This window comes from Agromyces sp. GQ35, assembly GCF_059758475.1.
Genome location: NZ_JCAXEO010000001.1, coordinates 119588 through 143472, shown reverse-complemented (window position 1 = coordinate 143472; position 23885 = coordinate 119588). Strand labels below are relative to the sequence as shown.

The following is a 23885-nucleotide window of genomic DNA, read 5'->3' as shown; positions in this document are numbered from 1 at the left end:
TCGCGCAAGAGCCCGCCGATCTCCGTCCCTCCACTCGTGCGATGACCACCGGCGACGACGGCCGCCCTCGCCGCGCGGGTCGCCTCGGCAAGGGCATGGCCGGTCGACTCGGCCTGAACGCCTTCGCCCTCATCGTGATCGTGTGCTCGGTGTTCCCGGTCTACTGGATGGTGAACATGTCGTTCACCCCCCCGAACCAGATCATCAGCCGCAACCCGAGCTTCCTCCCGCTCGATTTCACGTGGAAGAACTACGTGACCGCGTGGACTCGCGAGGCGGCGCCCGGCCAGACCGACTTCCCGCACGCGCTCGTATCGAGCCTCACCGTCGGCCTCGCCGTCGTCGTGGTCGGAGCGATCATCGCGTTCCTCGCGTCGATCGCGATCGCCCGGTTCGCGTTCCGCGGGCGAGTCGTGTTCATCGTGAGCGTGCTCGTGGTGCAGATGGTGCCCGGCGAAGCCATGATGTTCACGATCTACAACATGATCGACGACTGGCGACTCATGAACACCCTGATCGGGCTGTTCATCGTGCACCTCGCCTCGGTCGTGCCGTTCACCATCTGGACCCTGCGCGGATTCGTCAGAGGTGTGCCGGCCGAGCTCGAGGAGGCGGCCCAGATCGACGGCTGCTCGAAGGCGCAGGCCTTCTGGAAGGTCACCTTCCCGCTGCTCGCACCGGGTCTCGTCGCGACCGGCATCTTCGCCTTCATCCAGAGCTGGAACGAGTTCCTCATGGCACTCCTCCTCCTCAAGGGTTACAACCTCACGCTGCCGCCGTGGCTGAACTCCTTCCAGTCGGCGACCGAGGCGACCAACTGGGGCGCGGTCATGGCCGGCTCCACGCTCATCGCGCTGCCCGTCGTGATCTTCTTCCTGTTCGTTCAGGGCCGCATGGTCGGCGGTCTCGTGAGCGGAGCCGTCAAGGGATGACCGAGCTCGCATCGACCGGCCCGGGCACCAGCCTCCGCCGGGACATCCTCACGACCCTGCTGCCCGGCTTCGACGGACTGACGGCGCCCGAGTGGGTGCTCGAGCGGTTCCGCGACGGGCTCGGCGGTGTCTGCCTGTTCGGGCAGAACGTCGAGTCGCCCGAACAGCTCCGCGCGTTGAACGCGACGCTCCGCGCGGCGAATCCCGACGCCGTCATCGCGGTCGACGAAGAGGGCGGCGACGTCACCCGACTCTTCTACGATCGCGGAGCGCCGTTTCCCGGCAATGCGGTGCTCGGCCGCATCGACGATCTCGAGCTCACCGTTCGCGTGGCCAGGGCCGTCGGCGAGGCGCTCGCGGCAACCGGCTGCACCGTGACGTTCGCGCCCGATGTCGACGTGAATTCGAACCCCGACAACCCGGTCATCGGCGTGCGGAGCTTCGGCGCCGACCCCGAGCTCGTGGCCCGTCATTCCGCGGCCTGGGTCGAGGGGCTGCAGCAGACGGGAGTCGCGGCCAGCGCGAAGCACTTCCCGGGCCACGGCGACACCGCCACCGACTCGCACCTCGCCCTGCCGGTCGTCGATGTGCCGCTCGCCACCCTGCTCGAGCGCGAGCTGGTGCCGTTCCGCGCCGCGATCGCCGCCGGTACGCGCACGATCATGACCTCCCACATCCTCATTCCGCAGCTCGATGAGCGGAATCCGGCCACCCTCTCTCCGCAGATCCTCAATCGCCTGCTCCGCGGAGAGCTGGGGTTCGAGGGCGTCATCGTGACCGACGCCCTCGACATGACGGGGGCGAGTGGCGTGCACGGCATCCCCGAAGCCGCAGTGCGCGCCCTCGCCGCCGGGTGCGACCTGCTCTGCATCGGGTCGAACAACAGCGATGCCGAACTCACCGAGATCGTCGCGGCGATCGAGTCGGCGATCGACTCGGGTCGACTGCCCGCCGAGCGGGTGGTCGAAGCTGCGCGCCGGGTTCGCGAGCTCGCCGCGAGCGCACCCGCGATGCCGGCGGGCCCTGTCGCCGCATCCGTGATCGACCCGGTGCATGACACCGACGAGCTCGGTCGCGTGGTCGGCGTCTTCGAGGTGACGGATGCCGCGCGCGCACGTCTCTCGCGTGCCACGCGCATCGGCACCGTCGTGCGGATCGACACCGTCGTGAACATCGCCGTCGGCGATGCGCCGTGGGGCCCGTTCGCCGCTGAGGCGGCGACGGCGACGACCTCGTGGCTCGGCGCCGCCGAGACCGTTGTGGTGTCCGAAGCCCAGGGGCTCTCCGACCCCGCCGCGCTCTCGGGCACGGTGCTCGTCGTGGGTAAGGACCTGCACCGGCATGCGTTCGCGCGGGCTGCGATCGATGCGGTGCGTGCCGTGCGCGGCGACGTCGTGACGATCGACATGGGGTGGCCGTCGAATGACCGCGCCTACGCCGACGTCTCGACGTTCGGCGCCTCGCGTCTGCTCGGCGAAGCGGTCATCGAGTTCGTCGGCGACGCCATGCGGGCCGCGGTGGCGACGCCGTGAGGCTCGGCATCGACATCGGCGGCACGAAGACGGCCGCGGTGGCGATCGGTGCCGACGGAGAGCTGAGCGACCAGGTGCGGATGCCCACGGGCTTCGGCGCCGATGCGGTCGTCGCGACGGCGATTCGCACGGTCGAGCGCATGACCGAGATCGCGGGTGTCACTTCGGCGTTCACCTCGATCGGCATCGGCATTCCCGGCGCCGTCGACAGTGCGACCGGCCGGGTGGAGCACGCGGTGAATCTCGGGCTCGAGGGCCTCGACCTCGGCCCGCGCCTGGCCGACCGGCTCGGCGTCGACGTGCGCGTCGAGAACGATGTGAAGGCGGCCGCACTCGGCGCGCACCACCTGCTCGGCATCGCCGACGGCCTCCGGGCGACGTCGATGGCGTATCTGAACCTCGGCACCGGGCTCGCAGCCGGAGTGGTGCTCGACGGTCGCCTGCTGCGCGGCGGGCATGGCATCGCCGGTGAGATCGGGCACATCCCGGTCGACCCCGCGGGTGTCATGTGCGGCTGCGGGCAACGCGGATGCCTCGAGACGATGGCGTCCGGACTCGCGATCGCACGAACGTGGCCGACGGCGTCCGAGCACCCAGCCCGCGAACTCTTCGCCGAGGCGGCGGCAGGTGACACCCGCGCCAGGGCGGTGCGCGAGGAGTTCCTCACCGGGGTCGCCGCGGCGGTGCGGCTGCTCGCCCTCACGATCGACGTCGACGCCGTGGTGATCGGCGGTGGGCTCGCCGCGCTCGGTGAGCCACTCCTGCACGGCACACGCCGTATCCTGAATCGGTGGGCCGCCGAGTCGGCCTTCCTCGCATCGATCGACCTCGCGGCTCGCGTGCAGGTCATCCCTCTCGGTTTCCCGGCGGCCGCCGTCGGCGCCGCCCTGGTAGGAGAACATCAATGGCTGAAGTCGTCATCGTAGAGAACGCAGATGCCGCCGGCGCGCTCGTCGCCGACACGATCGTCTCGCTCATCCGTTCGAAGCCCGACGTCGTGCTCGGGCTCGCGACCGGCTCCACGCCGCTGGCGAGCTACCGGGCCCTCGCCGGCCGCATCGCCGATGACTCGATCGACGTGCGCGGTGTGCGCGGTTTCGCGCTCGACGAGTACGTGGGGCTGCCCGCCGGCCACCCCGAGAGCTACCGCGCCGTCATCACCCGCGAGGTCGTCGAGCCGCTCGGCCTCACCCCCGAGCTGGTTCGCGTGCCGAATGGCGATCCCGCGTCGATCGAGCACGCGGGCGCCGACTACGAGGCGGCGATCACCGCTGCCGGCGGCGTGGACCTGCAGATCCTCGGCATCGGCCGTACCGGTCACATCGGTTTCAACGAGCCGGGCTCCTCGCTCGCCTCGCACACCCGGGTGAAGACGCTCACCGAGGCGACGCGCCTCGACAACGCCCGATTCTTCGATTCGCCCGACGACGTGCCGATGCACTGCATCACGCAGGGCATCGGCACCATCCTGCGGGCGCGTCACCTCGTGCTGCTCGCGTTCGGGGCGGCCAAGGCGCATGCGGTCGCGGCGGCGGTCGAGGGCGCGGTGTCGGCGAGCCAGCCCGGGTCGGCGATTCAGCTGCACCCGCACACGACGGTCATCGTCGACGAGGCAGCGGCATCGGAGCTCGAGAACCTCGACTACTACCGGCACGCCTGGGCGAACAAGCCCGCGTGGCAGGGCATCTGAGTAACCATCGACGGTTCGAGGATCGCGCGGCACTCCTCGCACCGTCGCTCGTCAGGACCGCTCGAGGTGTGTCGACGGAGTGCCCCGCCGTTCAAGTCGGCGAGCGGTGCGGCGCAGCATCGACGTCACGACGATGGGATGCATGAGCCGCACGGGTGCGAAGTAGATGCGCCCCCGGCGGCCGTTGAGGCGCACGACCGTGGTGACCCGCACGAGCTGCACGTCACGATCGACCCCCACGCCGCAGCGGAAGTCGAGATGGGCGTCATCGGCTGAGACGAGTGCCTCGTCGCCGACGATCTCGCGTACGCGGAAGGTGTCGCGCGGAGACGGGCGAAGCCCGAGCAGCGGCACGAGCACCTGCCGCAGACCCATGGCAACGCGCACCCACGGCGGCATCGACGCGAGCGCGAAGAGCTCTTCGGCCCAACGCCGGGCGTCGGCGGGCGCGTCGTGCGGCAACGGCACGGCGATCACGTCCAGATAGTCGGGGCGCGGGATGTCGCGGAGCGCGCTCGACCAGAAGCCGGGCTGGGTGGTCCTGGTCATGCGATCGCTCCTCCATACGCTGGCGTATGGAAAGACGCTATACGGTAGCGTACGGGAATGGCAAGGGTGGGAAGCAGATCGGCGGCGGACTGGGTCGTTGCAGCCTACGAACGGTTCACAGCGGCGGGGCTCGCCGCGGTTCGGGTCGAAGCGATCGCCCGTGATCTCGGCACGAGCAAGGGATCCTTCTACTGGCACTTCGCCGACCGCCAGGAGCTCATCCGAGCGGTGGCCGAGCGCTGGGAAGCCCGGGAGACCGATCGATTCATCGCCGAGGCGGAGGGGCCCGGCGGTTCACCGGCCGAGCGCCTCGCCCGGCTCTTCGCCACGGTCGCCGAACGCGCTGGAGAGCGAGACGGCGAAGCATCCCTCTACCGCGAGGCCGCGCCGGAAGGGGTGAGCGACATCGTCTGGCGGGTCAGCGAGCGAAGGGTCGCCTACCTCGCCGAACTCATCGGGGCGCTCGGCGCCGAGCGCGCCGAAGCTCGGCGGCGGGCGATCGCCTCGCTCGCGATCGTGCTCGGCCTGCAGCAGCTCACGCAGGCGGGCTTCGAGATGCATGTCGATCAGACCGAACTCATCGCAACGGCGTTCACCATGGCGACGAGCGGTCTCGGGCTCGAATGAGCTCGAGGTCGGAGTCAGTCTGCGAGCTGGCGGCGGCCGTTCACGATGCCGCTGATCGCGGCGACGACGGCGAAGACGATCGCCACGATCGGCTGGCCGAGGGTCCACCACGCGAGCGCCGCCGCCGAGAACACGGCGATCTCCACGATCGCCTTGCCGAACGTGTCGACGCGGAACACGGCCTTCGGTGACACGAAGAGCGCCCAGACGAGGATCGCGAGGAGCGGCGCGCCGATGCCGACGAGCACGCCCGGCCACGGCAACGGGAACGCGAGGAAGCCCCAGATGCCGAGGGAGACGAACGCGAAGAGTTCGAGGAAGAACCGAAGGATGTCGTTCGGCCCGATCTTCAGTTGCTGGCCGCGCTGCTGGTCGCGGTGCTGCTGGTCGCGCTGATGCTGTGCGTCGCTCACGAACCTCAAGCCTACCCGCGCCTCAGCGGAAGATGATCGTGCGGGCGCCGTCGACGAGCACCCGACGCTCGGCGAACCACTTCACCGCCTGGCTGAGCGTGCGGCTCTCTTCGTCCTGCCCGATCGCGACGAGCTCGGCCGGGCTACGCGAATGGTCGACGCGCACCACGTTCTGCTCGATGATCGGGCCCTCGTCGAGGTCGCTCGTCACGAAGTGCGCTGTCGCGCCGATGAGCTTCACTCCACGAGCGTGCGCCTGTCGATAGGGGTTCGCACCCTTGAAACCTGGCAGGAAGGAGTGGTGGATGTTGATGCAGCGGCCCTCGAGTGCGGCGCACAGCTCGGGGGAGAGGATCTGCATGTAGCGCGCCAGCACCACGAGCTCGATGTCGTGCTCGTCGACCGCGGCGAGCACGCGTTGCTCGAACTCGGCCTTCGACGCGGCATCCGTGACAGCGAGCGATTCGAACGGCACCCCGTAGAAGTCGACGAGGTCGCGGAGGGTGCCGTGGTTGGAGAGCACGAGCGGAATCTCGACCGACAGCTGGCCGGCCCGCTGTCGGAACAGGAGATCATTCACGCAATGACCGGCGGTCGAGGCGAGCACCAGGGTGCGCAGCGGCCGGGCGACCTCGTCGAGGTGCCACTGCATGCTCCAACGATCGGTGACCGGATGCAGCGCGGCCTCGACCTCTTCACGGCCCGCGGGAGACTCCACCTGCAGGCGCATGAAGAAGCGGCCGGTGTCGAGGCTCGCGAACTGCTGGCTCTCGGTGATGTTGCCACGGGCGGCGACGATTGCGCCGCTCACGGCGTGCACGATGCCGGGGCCGTCGGTGCAACTGAGCGTGACGACCCAGTGGTGCAGGCGTTCGGTGGGGGCGTCGGTGGTCATCCGCCCAGATTACCCGGGGAGCGAGGTGGCTTCCGGCACGGCCGCGGCGTCCATCTCGGATTCGAGCCACGGCGCACGGGTGGCGGCTGTCGCCGGCCCGGTGCGAGTGCCCGACTGATACCGCACGGTGATCGAATCGGCGAACCACCACCTCGTCGGATCGTTCGTCTCGCGGGCACGTCCACGCTCGTCGAGCACGAAGGTGGTGTCCGCTCTTCCGTCGAGTTCCAACAGCACGGTGGCTCCCGCGTCGCCTTCGAAATCAGCCCGGAAGAGTCGCACGTGAGCGGCCGGCGTTCGGAGTTCGACATCGATGAGGGTTGCGGTCGAGGTGTTCCCGGCATCGTCGATCTGCACGACCTCCAGCACGGTGCGGCCCGCTGGGAGGCCGCGGGGCTCCGCCACCCAACGACCGGACCCGTCGGCGATAGCCATCGTCAGGGGTTCGCCGGGGTCGATCGCTGCATCACCTGCAGGGGAGCCCGCATCGGCGAGCGCCGCGCCGCCCTCGAGCAGCCCGTCACCGCTCATGGTGACGACGATCTGTGCACCGGCTTCCGCGGTGCCGGTGAGAATGGGGTCGACGAGGCCGCCCGCGGTATCGGGCTCGAGCACGACGGGCGGAAGGGCCTCCGTGTCGACGGGGTCGGGATCGGGCGGAGTCGTCGGGGTCGGTGTCGTCGGCGTCGTCGGATCGGGCACCGGGGACGGGACCGGAGCAGGCTCGGGCGCGGGCTCGGCCACGAACTCCTCCGGCTCGAGATCGACCGGGGGAGCCGTGGGGGTCGGAGGTACGACCGGGGGAGCGACCGGGAGCGGCGCCGGCTCGGCGGCCTCCGGAAGCCGGGTCTCGCTCGTGCCGCGGTCCGGCTCTGCGACGACTGATGTCGAGGGCGGCGGCGGCGCTGCGGTGAGGGTCGGCACGATGATGACCGCCGCGACGGCGGCCGCCGCGAGCGCGAGGGTGCCGACGCCGGCTCCGATGACCACACCGGCGCCGCCGACTGCGCCGACCAGGCCGCCGGCCGTCGTGGTGCCGGCCGCCGTGCCAGCGGCACCGGAGCCCGCGCTCGCACCGCCCGCGGTGCCGGAACCTCCGGCCGCGGCTCCGGCTGCGCCGGCCGTGCTGCCCGCGTGCAGGCCGGTGACCACCGCGGGCATGCCTGCCGCGCCGAGGGCGAGGTCGGCGACCGGGGCACCCTGCGAGAGCCACGCCGAGTAGGCGGTCGCGCCGCCGATGCCCGCGGTGAGCGGAAGCAGCACGAGCGCGAGGCGGGAGCCGACGTCGCGAGCCTCGGCCGCCACGATCGTGCACTTGGCGCAGTCGTCGAGGTGCGCCTCGAGGCGTGTCGTCTCGCGCGTGCGGAGCTTTCCGCGCGTATAGCTGCCCAGTCGATCGATGGTCCATTGGCACTCAGGCGCGTTGGAGGGGTTGCGCAGGTGCACGCGGATCCACGCCTGTCGCAGCCCCTCGCGCGCCCGGTAGGCGAGCGCGGCCGTGCTGTTGGCACTCATGCCGAGCAGCGGGGCGATCTGCTGCGGGGTCATGTTCTCGACTTCGGAGTACCAGAGCACCTCCTGCCAGCGGGTCGGGAGCGACCGGAAGGCCTGTGCCGTTGCGCCGCGGTCGAGTGCTTCGAGCGTGGCCGACTCGCTCGACGCCGGGTCTTCGAACGACTCGAGGGTGTCGAGCGTGGTCTCGTGTCGAGCGCGCCCCCAGCCTGCGGCCGTGTTGCGGATCGTCGTGAAGAGGTACGGACGGAACGCGCCGGTCGGCCCGCCGCCGCCGAGGATCGTGCTGTAGATCTTGGTGAACGACTCGGCCACGAGGTCGTCGGGGTCGAGCGAACTGTACGATCGCGCCACCGTGCGCGCCGAGGCGGAATGCCGTGCCCAGAGTTCGGCGTACGCCGTGCGGTCGCCCTGGCGCGTGCGCTCGATGAGCGCGGCGTCGGCCGATCGGTCGGTGCGCAGCGGTGGCACGGTGGCTCCTTCGGGTTCGTGGACCTGCCATGAATTCGCGGGCCCACTGAAGAGACGCGTCACGACGGGTTTCATGACGCGAGTCACGGGTCTGTACATTCCAGCAGAGATTGCTGGGAATCGCGCGCACGAAATTTCTTCGGGATCGCGCGTCATAGATCCCGCACTTCGCCGTCTCTCATGGTGAAGGCGATTTCGCTTTCACCCCCTGCCGTCTCAGGTGACCCGACTCCCGAGACGGATGCCGGCACTGTCGGCACCGAGTGGTCAGCGTCGGGGGAACGACGCGCCGCTCAACCCGGGCGGGGTTTCGGAGGCGATGGGGAACACGCCTCCGAACCCCGGTCCGAGGGTGCGATGGCGGCGTCGACGTTTCGCGGCGCGCAGCGGTCAGGCCAGCCGTGCGCCGGAGCCCCAGACGGCATCGACGCAGAGCTCCGAGTCGAGCAGCACGGCATCGGCGGCGAACCCTGGGTCGAGGCGGCCGAGATCGGCGGCACGGCCGATCGCGGCGGCAGGAGTGACCGTGACGGCGCCCACCGCTTCGTCGAGCGGGATGCCGCAGTCGAGCACCGCCCGTCGGAGGGCCTCGTCCTGCGTGAGGGTCGAGCCCGCGATGGAACCCCCCTCGCGCAGCCTGGCGATGCCATCGGCGACGACGACCTCGAGCGACCCGAGGATGTAGACGCCGTCGGACGAACCCGTCGCCGCCATCGCGTCGGTCACGAGTGTCACCCGGCCGGGTGCCCCGGCGAAGGCGAGCTTGACGACGTCGGGGTGCACGTGGACCCCGTCGTTGATGACCTCGAGCGTGACATGGTCGGCGCGCATCGCCGCAACGACCGGGCCGGGCGCTCGGTGATGGATGCCGCGCATGCCGTTGAAGGCGTGAGTGAGGATCGAAGCCCCGGCATCGAACGCCGCGAGCGCCGTCTCGAAGTCGGCACCGGTGTGTCCGACGGCGACCTTCACGCCGGCCTCGGTGAAACGCCCGATCGCGTCGAGCGCGCCGTCGTGCTCGGGTGCGATCGTGATCTGCCGCAGTGCGCCGCCGGCGGCATCGAGCAGCAGCTCGACGGATGCAAGGTCGGCGGCGCGGAGCAGCTCGGGGTCATGGGCTCCGCGGAACTCGTGGTCGAGGAATGGGCCCTCGAGGTGGGCGCCCAGCACGCGGGGATCGCGCTCGGCGAATCGTGCGATCGTGGTGAGCTCGTGCGCGAGCCGGTCGATGGACGACGTCACGAGTGAGAGCACCGTGCGGGTCGTGCCGTGGGCGTTGTGCACGGCGAGCATCGTCTCGATGGCCGCTTCGCCCTCGTCGGCCGCCGCACCGCCGGCCCCGTGGCAGTGGATGTCGATGAATCCGGGGGTGAGGAAGCGCCCCGCGGCATCCGTCACCTGGGCGGCATCAGTTGCGATCCCATCGCGCCAGTCGTCGCCGATTCCCCGCGCGGCGACCCGGTCGCCGTCGAACCGCACCCACGCGTCGGTGACCGTCTCGGTACCGCTCACGAGACGCGCGGAATGGATGACGACCGGTGGGGTGCTCACCTAAGCAACGATAACGTCGTAGCCCGCATCGGAGAGTCGCTCGCGCTGGTCGTCGGTGGCGCCCGAATCGGTGATGATCGTCGAGAACAGCCGGCGCGGGCCGATCGCCGCGAACGCCCGCTTGTCGATCTTCGACGAGTCCGCGACGAGCACGGCCTGCGTCGCCCGAGCCGCCATGAGCGCGTTGACGGCTGCTTCGCGCTCATCGTGCGAGGTCGGCCCGACGAGAGGATCGATGCCGTTCACCCCGATGAAGGCGAGGTCGAGCGTGATGTTGCCGAGCACGGCGTCGGTGTAGGCGCCCACGAGCTCGTAGGAGCGGGCGTGCACGACACCGCCGGTGACGACCGTCTTGATCTGAGGGCGCATCGCGAGTTGCATCGCGATGTTGATCGCGTTCGTGACGACGGTGAGGCTCGGGTCCGGTGCCGGCTCCATGATGTCGGCGCGTGACATGAGTGCATCGGCGATCGCGGTCGAGGTCGTGCCTCCGCACAGTCCGATCACTGCGCCGCGCGGAACGAGCGCGCTCGCGGCTTGGGCGATCGCCGCCTTCGCCCCCGGATTCTGCTGATTCTTGTAGCGGATCGGCAGGTCGTAGGCGACCGAGTGCGCGACCGCGCCGCCACGGGTGCGGGTGAGGAGCTGTTGGCGGGCCAGCGCGTCGAGGTCTCGGCGGGCCGTGGCCGGCGATACCTCGAGTCGCTCGACGATCTGGTCGACATCGACCTGACCGCTCTCGGAGAGAAGGTCGAGCACGGCGCTCAAGCGCTCCGCACGGTTCATCCGTTGGGGTCCTTTCCGGCGAACAGGCGAAGGAGACGGGTCGCTTCCGCTTCGACGGCCTCGCGGCCGGCGGCGACGTACTTTCGCGAGTCTACGACGCTCGGGTACTCATCGAGGAATCGGCGGATCGCCTCGGTGAACCGGGCGTTCAGGTGGGTCGAGACGTTGATCTTCGTCAGGCCCGCGCGAATGCCGGCGACGATGGTCTCGTCGGCGACACCCGACGACCCGTGCAGCACGAGCGGGACACTCGCCGGCACGGCGGCCCGAAGACGCGCGACGAGTTCGAGGTCGAGAGCGGCGACCCGCTCGGTCATCGCGTGCGAGGAGCCGACGGCGACGGCGAGGGCGCCCACCCCGGTCTCGGCGACGAAGAGCGCGGCCTCGTCGGGGTCCGTGCGGACACCTGGCGCGTGCGCACCGTCCTTGCCGCCGATCTCGCCGAGTTCGGCTTCGACGAGCACGCCCGCGCTCGCCGCGTGTTCGACGACCCGTCGGGTGGTCGCGACATTCTCGGCGAACTCGAGCTTCGCGCCGTCGTACATGACCGAACCGAAGCCGTGGTCGATGGCGAGCAAGGCGAGGTCCGCGTCCTCCGCGTGGTCGAGGTGCACGGCGATCGCCGCGCTCGAGGCTTCGGCGACCGCGAGGGTCGCGCGCGCGACCGGCTCGAATCCACCGTGGTACCGGATCGCGTTCTCGGAGATCTGCAGGATCACCGGCAGCCCGGTCGCCTCCGCGGCGCCGGCGAGCGCCTCGGCCGTCTCGAGATGCAGCACGTTGAACGCGCCGACTCCGCGCCCGGCGGCGACGGCGTCCGTCAGGACGGTTCGGGTGGGGGTCAGGGTCATGCTGGCTCTTTCGGCTCGAGGTCGGCGCTCACGACGATCTCGCGTTCGAGGTCGTGGTGAGCGGGGGAGAGCTCGCCGGCGAGCGGCATGAGCACGGCTGAGGCGGACCACGCGGTCGCTCGGCGGGCGAGGCGGCTTCGCGCGGCCGCGGCCCCCGGCGTGTCTTCGCTCAGTCCTGGCGTCTCCGCCACGGCCGCGGCGATCGCAGCGACCGCGGCATCGCCTGCACCGGTCGCATTGCCGTGCAGGGTGCGCGGCAGGCGGGCGCGGATGCGTGGAGCACCCGCCGTCGCGACCAGGAGGCCCTCGGCGCCGAGCGAGGCGACGACGATTCGTGCGCCGAGCGCGAGCAGTGCGTCGATGCCGGCTGCGGGGTCGTCGAGCCCGGTGGCGTCGCGGAGCTCTTCGGCGTTCGGCTTCACGGCGATCGAGCCGGCGCGGGCGGCCGCGAGCATGCCGGGGCCGCTGGTGTCGACGATGACCGGCGTGCCGGCGATGGTCAGGGCATGCACCAGCTCGCCGAGCTCCTCGGGCCCGAACCCCGGCGGCAGGCTCCCGCAGATCGCGACCACGTCGGCGCCGCGTGCGAGCTCGACGGCGTTCGTCATGAGCGCTGCGCTCTCGGTCGGCGTGAGGGAGGCGCCGCGCTCGTTCAGCACGCTCGTCTCGCCGCTCGCCTCGTCGACGATGGCGATGCTGCGCCGCGTCGCCCCTGCAACGGGAACGAGGCGGTGCCGGATGCCGCTCGCCGCCAGCTCGGCCGCGAACTCGGAACCGACCGCGCCTCCGGACGTCGTGAGCGCGGTCACCTCGTGGCCTTGCGCGTGCAGTACGCGCGCGACGTTCAGTCCCTTGCCCCCGGCCCGCGTCGACCCGGTGTTGACGCGATGCGTCTCGCCCGCCTGCAGCATGTCGACGTGCCACGTCAGATCGAGGGCGGGGTTCGGCGTCACCGTCAGGATCACGATGCCCGACCGTCTCGGCGCGCGACGGCGAGGTCGCGAGCGGCCAGGGCGGTGCCGAGCAGGCCGGCATCGTCGCCCAACTGGGCATGGAGCAGCACCGGGCGTCGGTGGAAGCTCAACAGCGCGTCGAGCCGTGCGCCGAGCGGCACGAACAGGGCGGGGCCGGCCTGGGCGAGACCACCGCCGATCACGACCGCTTCGGGTGCGAGGTTGGCGACGAGCCGGGCGAGTGCTTCTGCGAGAGCCTCGACGGCGTCGTCCCAGACACGCTTCGCCCGCGGGTCGCCCGCCGTTGCGGCGGCCAGCACCTCGCGTGCGCCGGCGACGGCGACTCCGGATGACGCGGAGTAGCGCCGGGCGATCGCGCCTGCCGATGCGATCGTCTCGAGGCATCCGATGGCACCGCAAGCGCACCGTTCGCCGAGTGGATCGGTGAGGGAATGACCGATCTCGCCGGCGTAGCCGCCTCCCGCGTAGGGGCGACCGCCGAGCACCAGCGCACTCGCGATGCCGGTGCCGATCGCGAGCACGACGACGTCGCCGTAGCCGCGGGCGGCGCCGAGCCGGTGCTCCGCGTCGCCGGCGGCGCGCACGTCGTGGCCGAACGTGACGGGGAGACCGAGCGCCTGCTCGGCGAGCGAGCGGATCGGCGCATCCCGCCAGCCGAGGTTCGAGGCGAACATGCCGATGCCCGCGACCTCGTCGACGAGTCCCGGCACGCTCACGCCTGCGGCGACCGGCACGACGCCGGGCGCTGCGGAGAGATGCTCACGGGCCAGCTCTGCGAGGGACGCCACGATCGTGCCGGCCGGGTTCGTCGGGTCGAGCGGTGTCGGTGAGCGGCGGAGGCCGAGCACCCTGCCTGCCGCATCGATGAGCGCCGACTTCGTGTCGGTGCCGCCGACGTCGAAGGCGAGCACGGCGTCACCCGGGCCGAGGCCCGCCGGTTCGGGAGACGAGTGCTCGAACATCACGCGTCGAGGATGACGGAGCGCGTCAGGTTGCGCGGCGAGTCGGGGTCGAGGCCCTTCGCGCGAGCGCGGGCGAGGGCGACGCGCTGGGCGCGCACGAGCTCGGCCATCGGGTCGAGTCGGCCGGCCTCGAAGTGGGCGCCGGTGGCCTCGACATCGCCGTCGAGGCCCTCTGGTGCCTCGCCGAACTGCCAGGTGACGCGGCCGGGTGCGGCGATCGCGATCGGACCGTGACGGTATTCCATGGAGGGGTACGACTCGGTCCAGGATTGCGATGCCTCGCGCATCTTGAGGGCGGCCTCGTGGGCGAGGCCCACCGACCAGCCGCGGCCGAGGAAGGAGTACTGCTCTGCGTCGGTCAGCACGGGTGCGAGGTCTTCGGCAACGGCACGCTCTGCGTCGGCGATCGCACCTGAGAGGTCTTCGCCGAGGGAGGCGCGGAAGAGCGCGAGGGCGGTCGTGGCGAACCGGGTCTGCACGACCGAACGCTCGTCTGCGAAGGCGAGGGTCACCGCGTCATCGGCGAGCCCGACGAGCGGAGACGCCGCGTCTCCGATGACGCCGACGGTGCGCACCCGGCCGCGGAGGTCGTCGACGAGTTGCAGTACCTCGGTCGTCGTGCCCGAACGGGACAGCGCGACGACCGCGTCGTATCCGCGATCGACGAAGGCCTCGGATGCCGCGAAGGCATCGGTCTCGCCATGACCGCCCGTCTCGCGCAGCCAGGCGTACGACTGCGCGATGAACCAGGACGTGCCGCAGCCCACGACCGCGATGCGTGCGCCGTGCGCCGGCAGCCGCGATTGCTCGGCGCGGAGTTCTGCAGCCCTCGCCCAGGTTTCGGGCTGCGACGCGAGTTCTGCCGCCATGTGTTCTGCGGGGGCGTGTGCGGTGGTCGACGGCTCGGTCAAGAGGGCTCCAGACAGGTGTTCGGCGATCGAAACGGGTGGTCCGCATCGACATGACATTCCCAATGATTGCAGATGAGCGTAGATGACTGCAACGTACTTGCAACGATCATGGAAACGATCGAAGAGATTCGAGTCGATCATCACATCGAGTTTGTGAGGGATCTGAACAAAATCTCATAACGAATGTGTTGCGCGTCTTGACGGGCCCCCGACATCCGACATAGATTTCCAGCGTCGGATGAACGAACATGATCGTTTGCTCGGCGAAACGTTCAGGAAACAGCACTCTGGCACGATCGCAGAAGGCCCGCCCAGAACACACGCACCGTCGCGCGAGGCTCCATCACCGGCGCGGGTGCACCATCCACCACAGTGAGGAAGCATCCATGAAGAAGTCTCTGCGTCTCAGCGCCGCCGTCGCGCTCGCGGCCACGGCATCGCTCACGCTCGCGTCCTGCGGCTTCGGCGGCGGGTCGGGCGACGGCGAAGCCGGCGGCAAGACCACCCTCGACCTGCTCGTGCCGAGCTACTCCGACAACACCCAGGGCCTTTGGGAAGACGTCATCACGGGGTTCGAAGCCGAGAACACCGACATCGACGTCAAGCTCGAAGTGCAGTCCTGGGACAACCTCGAGACGGTGATCGCCACGAAGATCCAGGGCGGCGAAGCCCCCGACATCTACAACGGCGGCCCCTTCGCCGGTTTCGTCGCCGACGAACTGCTCTACCCTGCCGAAGACGTCGTCTCGCCCGAGACCTTCAGCGACTTCCAGGACTCGTTCATCGCGAACGCCGAGGTCGGCGGCACCGCCTACGCACTGCCCCTGATCGCGTCGGCCCGCGCGCTGTTCGTGAACAATGCGCTGCTCACGCAGGCGGGCGTCACGGCGCCTCCCACCACGTGGGACGAACTGCTCGACGCGGCGACGAAGGTCTCCGCGCTCGGCGGCGGCATCGCCGGGTACGGCATGCCGCTCGGCTCGGAAGAGGCACAGGCCGAGGCGGCCGTCTGGCTGTGGGGCGGTGGCGGCAGCTTCGGTGACGCCGACGCGATCACGATCGACGACCCGGCGAACCTGCCGGGCGCCGAGCAGATCAAGAAGATGATCGACGCGGGCGCCACCCAGGCCGACCCGGGCTCGACCGACCGGTCGCCGCTCATGGACATCTTCATCCAGGGCCAGATCGGCATGCAGGTCGGCCTCCCGCCGACCGTCGGCCAGATCGAGGAGAACAACCCCGAGCTCGACTACTCGATCGTCCCGATCCCCACGCAAGACGGCTCACCCTTCACGCTCGGCGTCATGGACCAGCTGATGGCCTTCGAGAACGACGGCGACAAGCAGGACGCGATCACGAAGTTCCTCGACTACTACTACACCTCCGACGTGTACGTGCCGTGGGTGCAGGCCGAGGGCTTCCTGCCGGTGACGAAGTCGGGCGCTGAGGCGCTCTCCTCCGAAGAGGCGCTCGCGCCGTTCCTCGAAGTGCTGCCCGACGCGGAGTTCTACCCGAGCACCAACGAGCAGTGGTCGGCAGCGGATGCCGCGTTCAAGGCGCTCTTCGGACAGCTTCAGACGAAGCCGGCCCAAGACGTGCTGACCGAGATCCAGACCCAGGTCGACGCGGGCTGATCCAGCTCGACCAGCACGCCCGCACGCACAACCCGGAGGGATCGGTGACCGCCGAACCATGAGCACCACGTCCGAAACGTCATCGATCCCCGCGGGGGCGGCCACCGGCCGCCCCCGCCCCGGCGGCACCGCCGATGCGGTCAAGCCCCGCCGAGGAGGTCGCGAGCTCCTCGCGGCCCTGCCCTGGATCGGCCCCGCCCTCATCCTCATCTTCGGCGTCGTGCTGTTCCCGGCCGTCGTCATGTTCTTCAACTCGACCCGCGACATCTCGATCTCGGGTCTCGACAAGGGCTCCGTCGGCTTCGACAACTACATCGAGGTCTTCTCCTTCCCCTACTTCTGGCCGATCTTCGGCCGCACGATCGTCTGGGTGGTGGTGGTCGTCGCGGCCACCGTGCTCATCTCGCTCGCGCTCGCCCAACTCTTGAACAAGGCGTTCCCGGGGCGGCGCATCGTGCGCCTCGCGGTGATCATCCCGTGGGCGGCATCCGTCGTCATGACGACGATGGTCGTCTACTACGGCCTCGAACCGTACTTCGGCATCATCAACACCTTCCTCGTCGACGTGGGCCTGGTAGCGACGCCCGAGGGCTACGGGTGGACCCGCAACCCCGAGACGGCCTTCGCCTGGTCGATCGTGGTCGCCGTCTTCGTGTCGCTGCCGTTCACGACGTACACGATCCTCGCTGGCCTGCAGACGGTGCCGGGCGAGGTGCTCGAGGCCGCCAAGATGGATGGCGCGGGCCCCGTGCGCACCTACTGGGGCGTCGTGCTGCCGCAGCTTCGCAGCGCCCTCGCGGTCGCGGTGCTCATCAACATCATCAACGTCTTCAACTCGCTGCCGATCCTGAAGGTGATGACCGGGTCCATCCCGGGCTACGACGCCGACACGATCATGACGATGATCTTCAAGTACATCCAGAACCAGCACAAGGTCGACGTGGCGAGCGCACTCTCGGTCGTCGCCTTCCTCATCGTCATCGTGATCGTCGCGATCTACGTGCGTGTGGTCAAGCCCATGAAGGAGGTCTGAGCCGTGGCCGTCACCGCACCCGCGTTCGAGACGATCGCCCCGCCCGCGGCATCCGCCCGCAAGCGCCGCTACACCGAAGACCAGGTGCCGCTCGGCAAGATGGTGCTGCGCATGCTCGCGGGCCTCGTCGTGCTGCTCATCTTCGTGCTGCCCTACACGATCATGTTCTTCGGCTCGGTGAAGACGAAGGCGCAGATCCGCTCGGTCGAGCCCACCTACTTCCCCACGGAGTGGCACTGGGAGAACTACATCAACATGTGGTCGACGCCCGAGACGCCGCTCGTGCAGAACCTGATCTCGACGATCGTCATCTCGGTCTTCGCGACCCTGCTCGTGCTCCTGGTCTCGCTGCCGGCGGCGTACTACACGGCGCGATTCAAGTTCCCAGGCCGCATGGTGTTCCTCTTCCTCGTGATCGTCACGCAGATGCTGCAGCCTGCCGTGCTGACGTCCGGACTCTTCCGTCAGTTCGTGGCGCTCGACCTCATCGACACGTGGGCGGCGATGATCTTCATCAACGCCGCGTTCAACCTCTCGTTCGCGGTGTGGATCATGCACAGCTTCTTCGCCGGCATCCCGAAGGAGGTCGACGAGGCCGCGCAGATCGACGGCGCCGGGCGCCTCACGGTGCTCTTCAAGATCAACCTCCCGCTCGTGTGGCCCGGTATCGTCACGGCGATCGTCTTCACGTTCGTCGCCTGCTGGAACGAGTTCGCGGCCTCGCTCGTGATCCTCTCGACGGCCGGCAACCAGCCGCTCTCCGTGGCGCTCACGAAGTTCGTCGGCCAGTACGAGACCTCGTGGCAGTACGTGTTCGGCGTCTCGATCGTGGCGATCGTGCCCGTGGTGATCCTCTTCATGCTCATCGAGAAGCGACTCGTCGGCGGTCTCACGGCGGGCAGCGTCAAGTAGATCCGTCACGACCGGATGCCGCGGCGTCGCCCGCGGCATCCGGGAGCTCTGTGCTCGGCGGGTCGCTGCGCCATCCGGTCGCTGCGCCATCCGGTCGCGGCTCGCGGCCTCCGCTCGCTGCGCCATCCGATCGCGGCTCGCAGCCTCCGCTCGCTGCGCCAGGCGGGCTCGCGGCTCGCGGCCTCCGCTCGCTGCACCACCCGCTCCCTCGCCGTTCAGGCATTAGGCCGCTGCTCAGGCCCGGATCGCTGCGAACTGCCTGAGTACCGGCCTTTTGCCTGAGTCGTGAATCGCCGGCTCCGGGGCGGGAGCCCGGCAGGCCCGCGACTCCGCTCACGCCGCACGATGCAGCCCCACCGCAACCGCATGACGGATTTCCGCCTCCACCAGGTCCCACTCGAAGAGGATCTGTTTGTAGTCGTAGCGGAACACCGTGTACCCCATGAGCATCAGGCGTCGGTCTTGGGCGATGTCGCGTCGGCGCTGCTCAGCGGTGCTATGGAACTCGTATCCGTCGACCTGGTAGACGAGACGATCTCCGATCAGGCCGTCGATCGGGTGACCGTCGATGACCGCCTGCTGTCGCACGGCGATGCCCACGCGCTGCAGTCGGACACGAGGAATCGTCTCGATTCCCGAGTCCGACAGCAGCGCGGCGCCATCTCGAGCACGCTTGGCGGCTGCGCTCCGGAGCGGTAGGCGACCGAGCATCTCGGGTGCGACGGCACCGCCTCGGATCGCCGATTCCCACGTCGCGAGCGCATGGTCGAGCGGACGGCAGTCTGCGATGTGGACGAGCGCACTGACCACCGACTCGACCAGTTCGTAGCGGTGCGGTGCGACCGGGCCTGAGTTCCAGTGCACGGTCGCACCCCCCGGATCGAATCGCGACGCGTTGTGCGGCACCGCGAGGTGGACGCGCCCGTCGTCCAGAGTCCAGAGCCCGTGATGAGCTGCCGCAGTGATGCAGGCGAGCTTCCCGCTGACGGATGCCGCGCGCGACAGGAGCGGCGGGGCTTCGCGAGTGGCGAGCCAGCGACGGACACGGCGGATCTCGCCGGACACGATCGCCGCCCGGATCGCGTATCGCGTGAATCCGGCGCGCAGGGCATCGTCGACATGACGGATGCCGCCGCCACTCGTCACCCATTCGATGATGTTCATCCGAGCAGGGTGACGGACGGGCGCATCGGATCCGATGGGCGGCCGGGTCCGCGTGGACAACGCGGCCATGGGAGCAGCGGTGGAGGACGGGTGGAGCGCAAGTCAGGCAATAGGCCGCCGCTCAGGCTGGAATCGCGGAGTTCATCCCGAGCGGCGGACTATTGCCTGAGCGGCGCGTGCCCGTTCGCCTGGGTGAGCCCGTTCGCCGGAGCGTGTGCCCGGTGGCCTGCGTGCGTGAGCGCGTGCCCGGTGGCCAGCGTGCGCGGCGCCTCACTCGATCCAGGGCACCCCGCCGACCCGGCGGAACGCGACGCCGAGCGCATCGAGGTGCGTGCCGAGCGACGCGAGACGCGCGTGGAAGCCGGCCTCGTCGCGCGCGGCACCCGATGAGGCCGCGGCCGACTCCGACGCCGCCGGTGACCACGCGATCTCGGCGATCGACGCGATGCGCGGGAACACCATGAACTCGAGCTCGGACATGGTGCCGATCGTCTCGGTCCAGACGGGCGCTTCGATGCCGAGGATGTCGGCTTCGTCGAGTCCGGGCACGATGTCGGTGGGTTCCCAGGCGTACGCCTCTTCGAGCGTGGTGGGTCCCTTCGCCCAGTCGAGGCCGAGCCGGCCGCCGAGCGGCCCCTCGGGGTCATCGGGGTACTTCATGTCGAGGTAGGCGACATCGGCGGGGGAGAGGATGACGCGTCCGCCCTGCTCGACGAACGACCTGGTCAGGGCGACGGCCTCTTCTTCGGGCTCCACGAAGCTCCAGTACTGGCCGACGGTGCCGGTCGGCAGTTGCGTCGACGCGCCCATCTCGTGCCAGCCGATCACGGTCTTGCCGGTCGCGGCGCCCGCCAGCGTGATGCGGCGCACGAGCTCGAGGTAGTCGTCGCGCGACGTCGCGAGCGACTCGTCGCCGCCGAGGTGCAACCACGGCCCGGGGGTGATCTCGGCCAGCTCCCGTGTGACATCCGTGAGGAAGCGGTCGGTCGCCTCGGCCCGCTCCGGCGAGGCGCAGAGCGAGGAGAAGCCGACCTCGGCGCCCTCGTACGGCGGGCGGGCGACGCCGTCGCAGTTCAACTCGGGGTAGGCGCTGAGCGCCGCGTTCGTGTGGCCCGGCAGGTCGATCTCGGGCACGATCGTGACGAAGCGCTCTGCCGCGAAGGCGACGATGCGACGGTAGTCGTCCTTCGTGTAGAAGCCACCGCCGTCGCCTCCCACCGAGCTCGCGCCGCCGATGCGGGTGAGGTCGGGCCAGGCGTCGATCTGGATGCGCCAGCCCTGGTCGTCGGTGAGATGCAGGTGCAGCACGTTGAGCTTCAGCAGCGCGATGCGGTCGATGTACTCGAGCACCTCCTCGACGGTGAAGAAGTGTCGGGCGACGTCGAGCATGGCTCCGCGGTACGCGAATCGGGGGGCGTCGACGACGGATGCCGCGGGCACGGTCCATCCCCCTGAAGGCGGTGCCGTGGCATCCGATCGCTCGATGGCGGCCGGCAGGAGTTGCCGCAGCGTCTGCGTGCCCCAGAACAGCCCGGGCGCTCCGTCGGCCTCGATCCGCACGCCGTCGACTCCTGCTTCGAGCGTGTAGTGCTCCCCACCAGCCTGCCGGGCGCCGGCGATGACGAGTTCGATGTCGGATGCCGCGGCGTCGCCGTCGACCACCGGCAGCGGGTACCCCGTGGCAGCCCGGGCCCGGCCGGCGAACGTCTCGGCGACGGCAGCGGCTCCGTCGCCGCTCGTGACGATTCGTGACGCGTCGGTGAGACGGAACGGGGCGGCGTCGGTGCGCAACTCGAGGGTCGCGGGGGCGGGGATGATGCCGGTCACGGCGTCTCCGTTCTCGTGCGGGTCGGCGCTGCAGGCTCCGAGGATGATGGTCGCGGTGACGGCCGTTGCGAGCGCGGCTGCGCGGATGGCGCGGAGGCGTACGCCGAGGCGACGTTCGCCGAAGCGACGCACCCCGCGGAAACGGGTGCCGCTGAACGTGCTGCGTCGGTGCATGCGTCCTCGATGGCCGAGAGTAAGGATTCCTGCCTCTCATAGTGGCACGCCTCAGCCCGTCTGCCGAGCGCAGCGGCGCCCGCCCAGCGCCATCCGTTGCTAAGCTTCGAGGGTCGCGACTGGCGTTGAGATGGATACCATCGGGGAGCGACTGGCACGGATCGACCGCACGCCTGGGCCGGTACGCATACCTCGGCGCTGGCGCGCGCGAGGCAGCACCCCTATGCAGGTCCGTCCGTATGAAGGAGCCAGTCTTGGCCGAGTCCGTTTTCAATGCGCCGCTTTCCGAAGTCGACCCCGAGATCGCCGAAGTTCTCGAGCTCGAACTCGGTCGCCAGCGCGACTACCTCGAGATGATCGCGAGCGAGAACTTCGTTCCCGTCTCGGTGCTGCAGTCCCAGGGCAGCGTGCTCACGAACAAGTACGCCGAGGGCTACCCGGGCCGCCGCTACTACGGCGGCTGCGAGTACGTCGACGTCGCCGAGTCGCTCGCGATCGAGCGGGCGAAGTCGCTCTTCGGTGCCGAGTACGCGAACGTGCAGCCCCACTCGGGCGCGACCGCGAACGCGGCGGTGCTCTCCGCGATCGCGACGCCCGGCGACACGATCCTGGGCCTCGAGCTCGCGCACGGCGGTCACCTCACGCACGGCATGAAGCTCAACTTCTCGGGCAAGCTCTACAACGCCGTCAGCTACGGCGTCGACCCCGAGACCTTCGTCGTCGACATGAACGTCGTGCGCGACAAGGCGCTCGAGCACAAGCCGCAGGTCATCATCGCCGGATGGAGCGCGTACCCCCGTCACCTCGACTTCGCCGCGTTCCGCGCGATCGCCGACGAGGTCGGCGCGAAGCTCTGGGTCGACATGGCGCACTTCGCAGGCCTCGTGGCCGCCGGCCTCCACCCGAGCCCCGTGCCGCACGCCGACGTGGTCTCCTCGACCGTGCACAAGACGATCGGCGGTCCCCGCTCGGGCTTCATCGTCGCGCGCGACATGGAGCTCGCCAAGAAGCTCAACTCGAACGTCTTCCCCGGCCAGCAGGGCGGCCCGCTCATGCACGTCATCGCGGCGAAGGCCACGGCGTTCAAGATCGCGGCATCCGAGGAGTTCAAGAACCGTCAGGAGCGCACCATCCGTGGCGCGCAGATCCTCGCTGCACGCCTCACCTCAGACGACTCGCGCGCCGCGGGCATCGACGTGCTCACGGGCGGCACCGACGTGCACCTCGTGCTCGCCGACCTCCGCAACTCGAAGATCGACGGCCAGCAGGCCGAAGACCTCCTGCACGAGGCGCTCATCACGGTGAACCGCAACGCCGTGCCGTTCGACCCGCGCCCCCCGATGGTCACCTCGGGCCTGCGCATCGGCACGCCGGCGCTCGCGACCCGCGGCTTCGGCGACGCCGAGTTCACCGAGGTCGCCGACATCATCGCGCTGGCGCTCCAGGGCGAAGCGGATGTCGCGGCGCTCCGTTCCCGCGTCGAGGCCCTCACGGCGGCGTTCCCGCTCTACCCCGGCCTCCAGCAGTAGGGCGAGCGCCATGACCGCGATCACCCTCGACGGCGTCGCCACCGCGTCGGCCGTCAAGTCCGAGCTCGCCTCGCGCATCCAACTGCTGAAGGCGCACGGGGTGGTGCCGGGACTCGGCACGCTCCTCGTGGGCGACGATCCCGCCTCCCGCTCCTATGTCGCGGGCAAGCACCGGGACTGCGCCGAGGTGGGCATCGAGTCGATCCGCGTCGACCTGCCCGCGTCGGCCACGACGGCCGACGTGCGCGCCGCGGTCCGCGACCTCAACTCGGCATCCGAGGTCACCGGGTACATCGTGCAGCTGCCGCTGCCGGCGGGGCACGACGAGAACGCGATGCTCGAGCTCATCGACCCCGACAAAGATGCAGACGGCCTGCACCCCACGAACCTCGGCCGGCTCGTGCTCGGCATCGAGGGCGAGCTGCACTCGCCCCTGCCGTGCACGCCCGCAGGCATCGTCGAGATGCTCCGGCGCTACGACGTGCCCATCCGCGGACAGCACGTCACCGTCGTCGGCCGCGGTCTCACCGTCGGGCGGCCCCTCGGCCTCCTGTTCACCCGCAAGGGACTCGACGCGACGGTCACCCTCACGCACTCGCGCACGCAGGATCTGGCCGCCGAGGTGCGTCGAGCCGACATCGTCGTGGCCGCCGTCGGCGTGCCGCATCTCGTGAAGGCCGACTGGATCAAGCCCGGCGCCGCGGTGCTCGACGTGGGCATCACGCGGGTGCAAGACGAAGACACCGGCAAGGGCAAGCTCACGGGCGACGTCGACCCCGCGGTGGCCGGCGTCGCCGGTCATCTCTCGCCGAACCCCGGCGGCGTCGGGCCGATGACCCGCGCGATGCTGCTCGCGAACGTCGTGAAGGCCGCCGAACAGCGCCTGCACCGATAGTCGGCCTGCCGGTCGCCCGGTGTTCACCACGTGTGCACCGGGCGGTCGCCTTGCGCGCGTA

Annotated in this window: 22 protein-coding genes and 1 riboswitch; of the genes, 10 read left to right on the top strand and 12 right to left on the bottom strand. The window is 69.9% G+C overall.

Going from position 1 to position 23885, the window contains the following annotated elements; translation table 11 throughout:
- The first annotated feature begins 41 nt into the window (after positions 1–41).
- From AC6CH0_RS00695 to AC6CH0_RS00680, 4 genes are read left to right on the top strand one after another with little or no spacing between them, the layout of a single operon-like run.
- The gene (locus AC6CH0_RS00695) at positions 42–932 is read left to right on the top strand and encodes a carbohydrate ABC transporter permease (RefSeq protein ID WP_498097611.1); all 891 of its coding nucleotides are present in this window, start codon (positions 42–44) and stop codon (positions 930–932) included.
- Positions 929–2464 (top strand): beta-N-acetylhexosaminidase, encoded by a 1536-nt coding sequence (gene nagZ, locus AC6CH0_RS00690; protein ID WP_498097609.1) that lies wholly within the window; start codon positions 929–931, stop codon positions 2462–2464. The genes AC6CH0_RS00695 and nagZ overlap by 4 nt, the downstream gene beginning before the upstream one ends.
- Positions 2461–3390: an ROK family protein gene (locus AC6CH0_RS00685; RefSeq protein ID WP_498097607.1), complete on the top strand. Its 930-nt coding sequence runs from the start codon at positions 2461–2463 to the stop codon at positions 3388–3390. Before nagZ ends, AC6CH0_RS00685 begins: the two co-directional genes overlap by 4 nt.
- Positions 3369–4154 (top strand): glucosamine-6-phosphate deaminase, encoded by a 786-nt coding sequence (locus AC6CH0_RS00680; RefSeq protein WP_498097605.1) that lies wholly within the window; start codon positions 3369–3371, stop codon positions 4152–4154. Before AC6CH0_RS00685 ends, AC6CH0_RS00680 begins: the two co-directional genes overlap by 22 nt.
- 51 nt (positions 4155–4205) lie before the next feature.
- On the opposite strand, the gene AC6CH0_RS00675 is transcribed toward AC6CH0_RS00680, so the two are convergent.
- On the bottom strand, positions 4206–4703 hold the full coding sequence (locus AC6CH0_RS00675) for a DUF2867 domain-containing protein (protein WP_498097603.1): 498 nt from the start codon (positions 4701–4703) through the stop codon (positions 4206–4208).
- 57 nt (positions 4704–4760) lie between these two features.
- Here AC6CH0_RS00675 and AC6CH0_RS00670 point away from each other — a divergent pair, with 57 nt between their 5' ends.
- Positions 4761–5330, top strand: a complete 570-nt coding sequence (locus AC6CH0_RS00670) for a TetR/AcrR family transcriptional regulator (protein ID WP_498097601.1) — start codon at positions 4761–4763, stop codon at positions 5328–5330.
- A gap of 14 nt (positions 5331–5344) precedes the next feature.
- On the opposite strand, the gene AC6CH0_RS00665 is transcribed toward AC6CH0_RS00670, so the two are convergent.
- The 9 genes from AC6CH0_RS00665 to AC6CH0_RS00625 form a co-directional block, all read right to left on the bottom strand.
- Entirely contained in the window at positions 5345–5743 is a 399-nt protein-coding gene (locus AC6CH0_RS00665; protein ID WP_498097599.1) for a YrdB family protein, read from the bottom strand.
- A gap of 22 nt (positions 5744–5765) precedes the next feature.
- Entirely contained in the window at positions 5766–6638 is an 873-nt protein-coding gene (purU, locus tag AC6CH0_RS00660) for a formyltetrahydrofolate deformylase (protein WP_498097597.1), read from the bottom strand.
- A gap of 9 nt (positions 6639–6647) precedes the next feature.
- A complete protein-coding gene (locus AC6CH0_RS00655) occupies positions 6648–8621 on the bottom strand; it encodes a sigma-70 family RNA polymerase sigma factor (protein ID WP_498097595.1) in 1974 nt (657 codons plus the stop codon).
- Between the two features lie 390 nt (positions 8622–9011).
- Entirely contained in the window at positions 9012–10172 is a 1161-nt protein-coding gene (nagA, locus tag AC6CH0_RS00650; RefSeq protein WP_498097593.1) for an N-acetylglucosamine-6-phosphate deacetylase, read from the bottom strand.
- On the bottom strand, positions 10173–10958 hold the full coding sequence (locus AC6CH0_RS00645) for a DeoR/GlpR family DNA-binding transcription regulator (RefSeq protein WP_498097591.1): 786 nt from the start codon (positions 10956–10958) through the stop codon (positions 10173–10175). It lies immediately after the preceding gene.
- Positions 10955–11809: a class II fructose-bisphosphate aldolase gene (locus AC6CH0_RS00640; RefSeq protein ID WP_498097589.1), complete on the bottom strand. Its 855-nt coding sequence runs from the start codon at positions 11807–11809 to the stop codon at positions 10955–10957. Before AC6CH0_RS00640 ends, AC6CH0_RS00645 begins: the two co-directional genes overlap by 4 nt.
- The gene (locus AC6CH0_RS00635) at positions 11806–12774 is read right to left on the bottom strand and encodes a 1-phosphofructokinase family hexose kinase (protein ID WP_498097587.1); all 969 of its coding nucleotides are present in this window, start codon (positions 12772–12774) and stop codon (positions 11806–11808) included. Before AC6CH0_RS00635 ends, AC6CH0_RS00640 begins: the two co-directional genes overlap by 4 nt.
- Entirely contained in the window at positions 12771–13745 is a 975-nt protein-coding gene (locus tag AC6CH0_RS00630) for an ROK family protein (RefSeq protein WP_498100972.1), read from the bottom strand. The genes AC6CH0_RS00635 and AC6CH0_RS00630 overlap by 4 nt, the downstream gene beginning before the upstream one ends.
- Positions 13745–14614 carry an SIS domain-containing protein gene (locus AC6CH0_RS00625; protein WP_498097585.1) on the bottom strand — a complete coding sequence of 290 codons (870 nt, stop codon included), beginning with the start codon at positions 14612–14614 and terminating at the stop codon, positions 13745–13747. The genes AC6CH0_RS00630 and AC6CH0_RS00625 overlap by 1 nt, the downstream gene beginning before the upstream one ends.
- Positions 14615–15042: 428 nt before the next feature.
- Between AC6CH0_RS00625 and AC6CH0_RS00620 the strand changes: the two genes are divergently transcribed.
- Genes AC6CH0_RS00620 through AC6CH0_RS00610 form a run of 3 tightly spaced genes read left to right on the top strand, consistent with a single transcriptional unit; the run spans position 15043 to position 18235 of the window.
- Positions 15043–16290 carry an extracellular solute-binding protein gene (locus AC6CH0_RS00620; protein WP_498097583.1) on the top strand — a complete coding sequence of 416 codons (1248 nt, stop codon included), beginning with the start codon at positions 15043–15045 and terminating at the stop codon, positions 16288–16290.
- Between the two features lie 58 nt (positions 16291–16348).
- The gene (locus AC6CH0_RS00615; RefSeq protein WP_498097581.1) at positions 16349–17323 is read left to right on the top strand and encodes a carbohydrate ABC transporter permease; all 975 of its coding nucleotides are present in this window, start codon (positions 16349–16351) and stop codon (positions 17321–17323) included.
- Positions 17324–17326: 3 nt separating this feature from the next.
- Positions 17327–18235 (top strand): carbohydrate ABC transporter permease, encoded by a 909-nt coding sequence (locus AC6CH0_RS00610; protein ID WP_498097579.1) that lies wholly within the window; start codon positions 17327–17329, stop codon positions 18233–18235.
- Positions 18236–18568: 333 nt separating this feature from the next.
- Here AC6CH0_RS00610 and AC6CH0_RS00605 read toward each other — a convergent pair whose 3' ends face one another.
- Together AC6CH0_RS00605 and AC6CH0_RS00600 are read right to left on the bottom strand one after the other, a co-directional pair.
- Positions 18569–19399: a DUF559 domain-containing protein gene (locus tag AC6CH0_RS00605; protein WP_498097577.1), complete on the bottom strand. Its 831-nt coding sequence runs from the start codon at positions 19397–19399 to the stop codon at positions 18569–18571.
- A gap of 270 nt (positions 19400–19669) precedes the next feature.
- The gene (locus AC6CH0_RS00600; protein WP_498097575.1) at positions 19670–21400 is read right to left on the bottom strand and encodes a beta-N-acetylhexosaminidase; all 1731 of its coding nucleotides are present in this window, start codon (positions 21398–21400) and stop codon (positions 19670–19672) included.
- Between the two features lie 105 nt (positions 21401–21505).
- A riboswitch (ZMP/ZTP riboswitch) is annotated at positions 21506–21586 on the top strand.
- Positions 21587–21639: 53 nt separating this feature from the next.
- Here AC6CH0_RS00600 and glyA point away from each other — a divergent pair.
- Together glyA and AC6CH0_RS00590 are read left to right on the top strand one after the other, a co-directional pair.
- Entirely contained in the window at positions 21640–22929 is a 1290-nt protein-coding gene (gene glyA, locus AC6CH0_RS00595) for a serine hydroxymethyltransferase (protein WP_498097573.1), read from the top strand.
- 10 nt (positions 22930–22939) lie between these two features.
- Positions 22940–23824: a bifunctional methylenetetrahydrofolate dehydrogenase/methenyltetrahydrofolate cyclohydrolase gene (locus tag AC6CH0_RS00590; RefSeq protein WP_498097571.1), complete on the top strand. Its 885-nt coding sequence runs from the start codon at positions 22940–22942 to the stop codon at positions 23822–23824.
- The last annotated feature ends 61 nt before the right edge of the window (positions 23825–23885 follow it).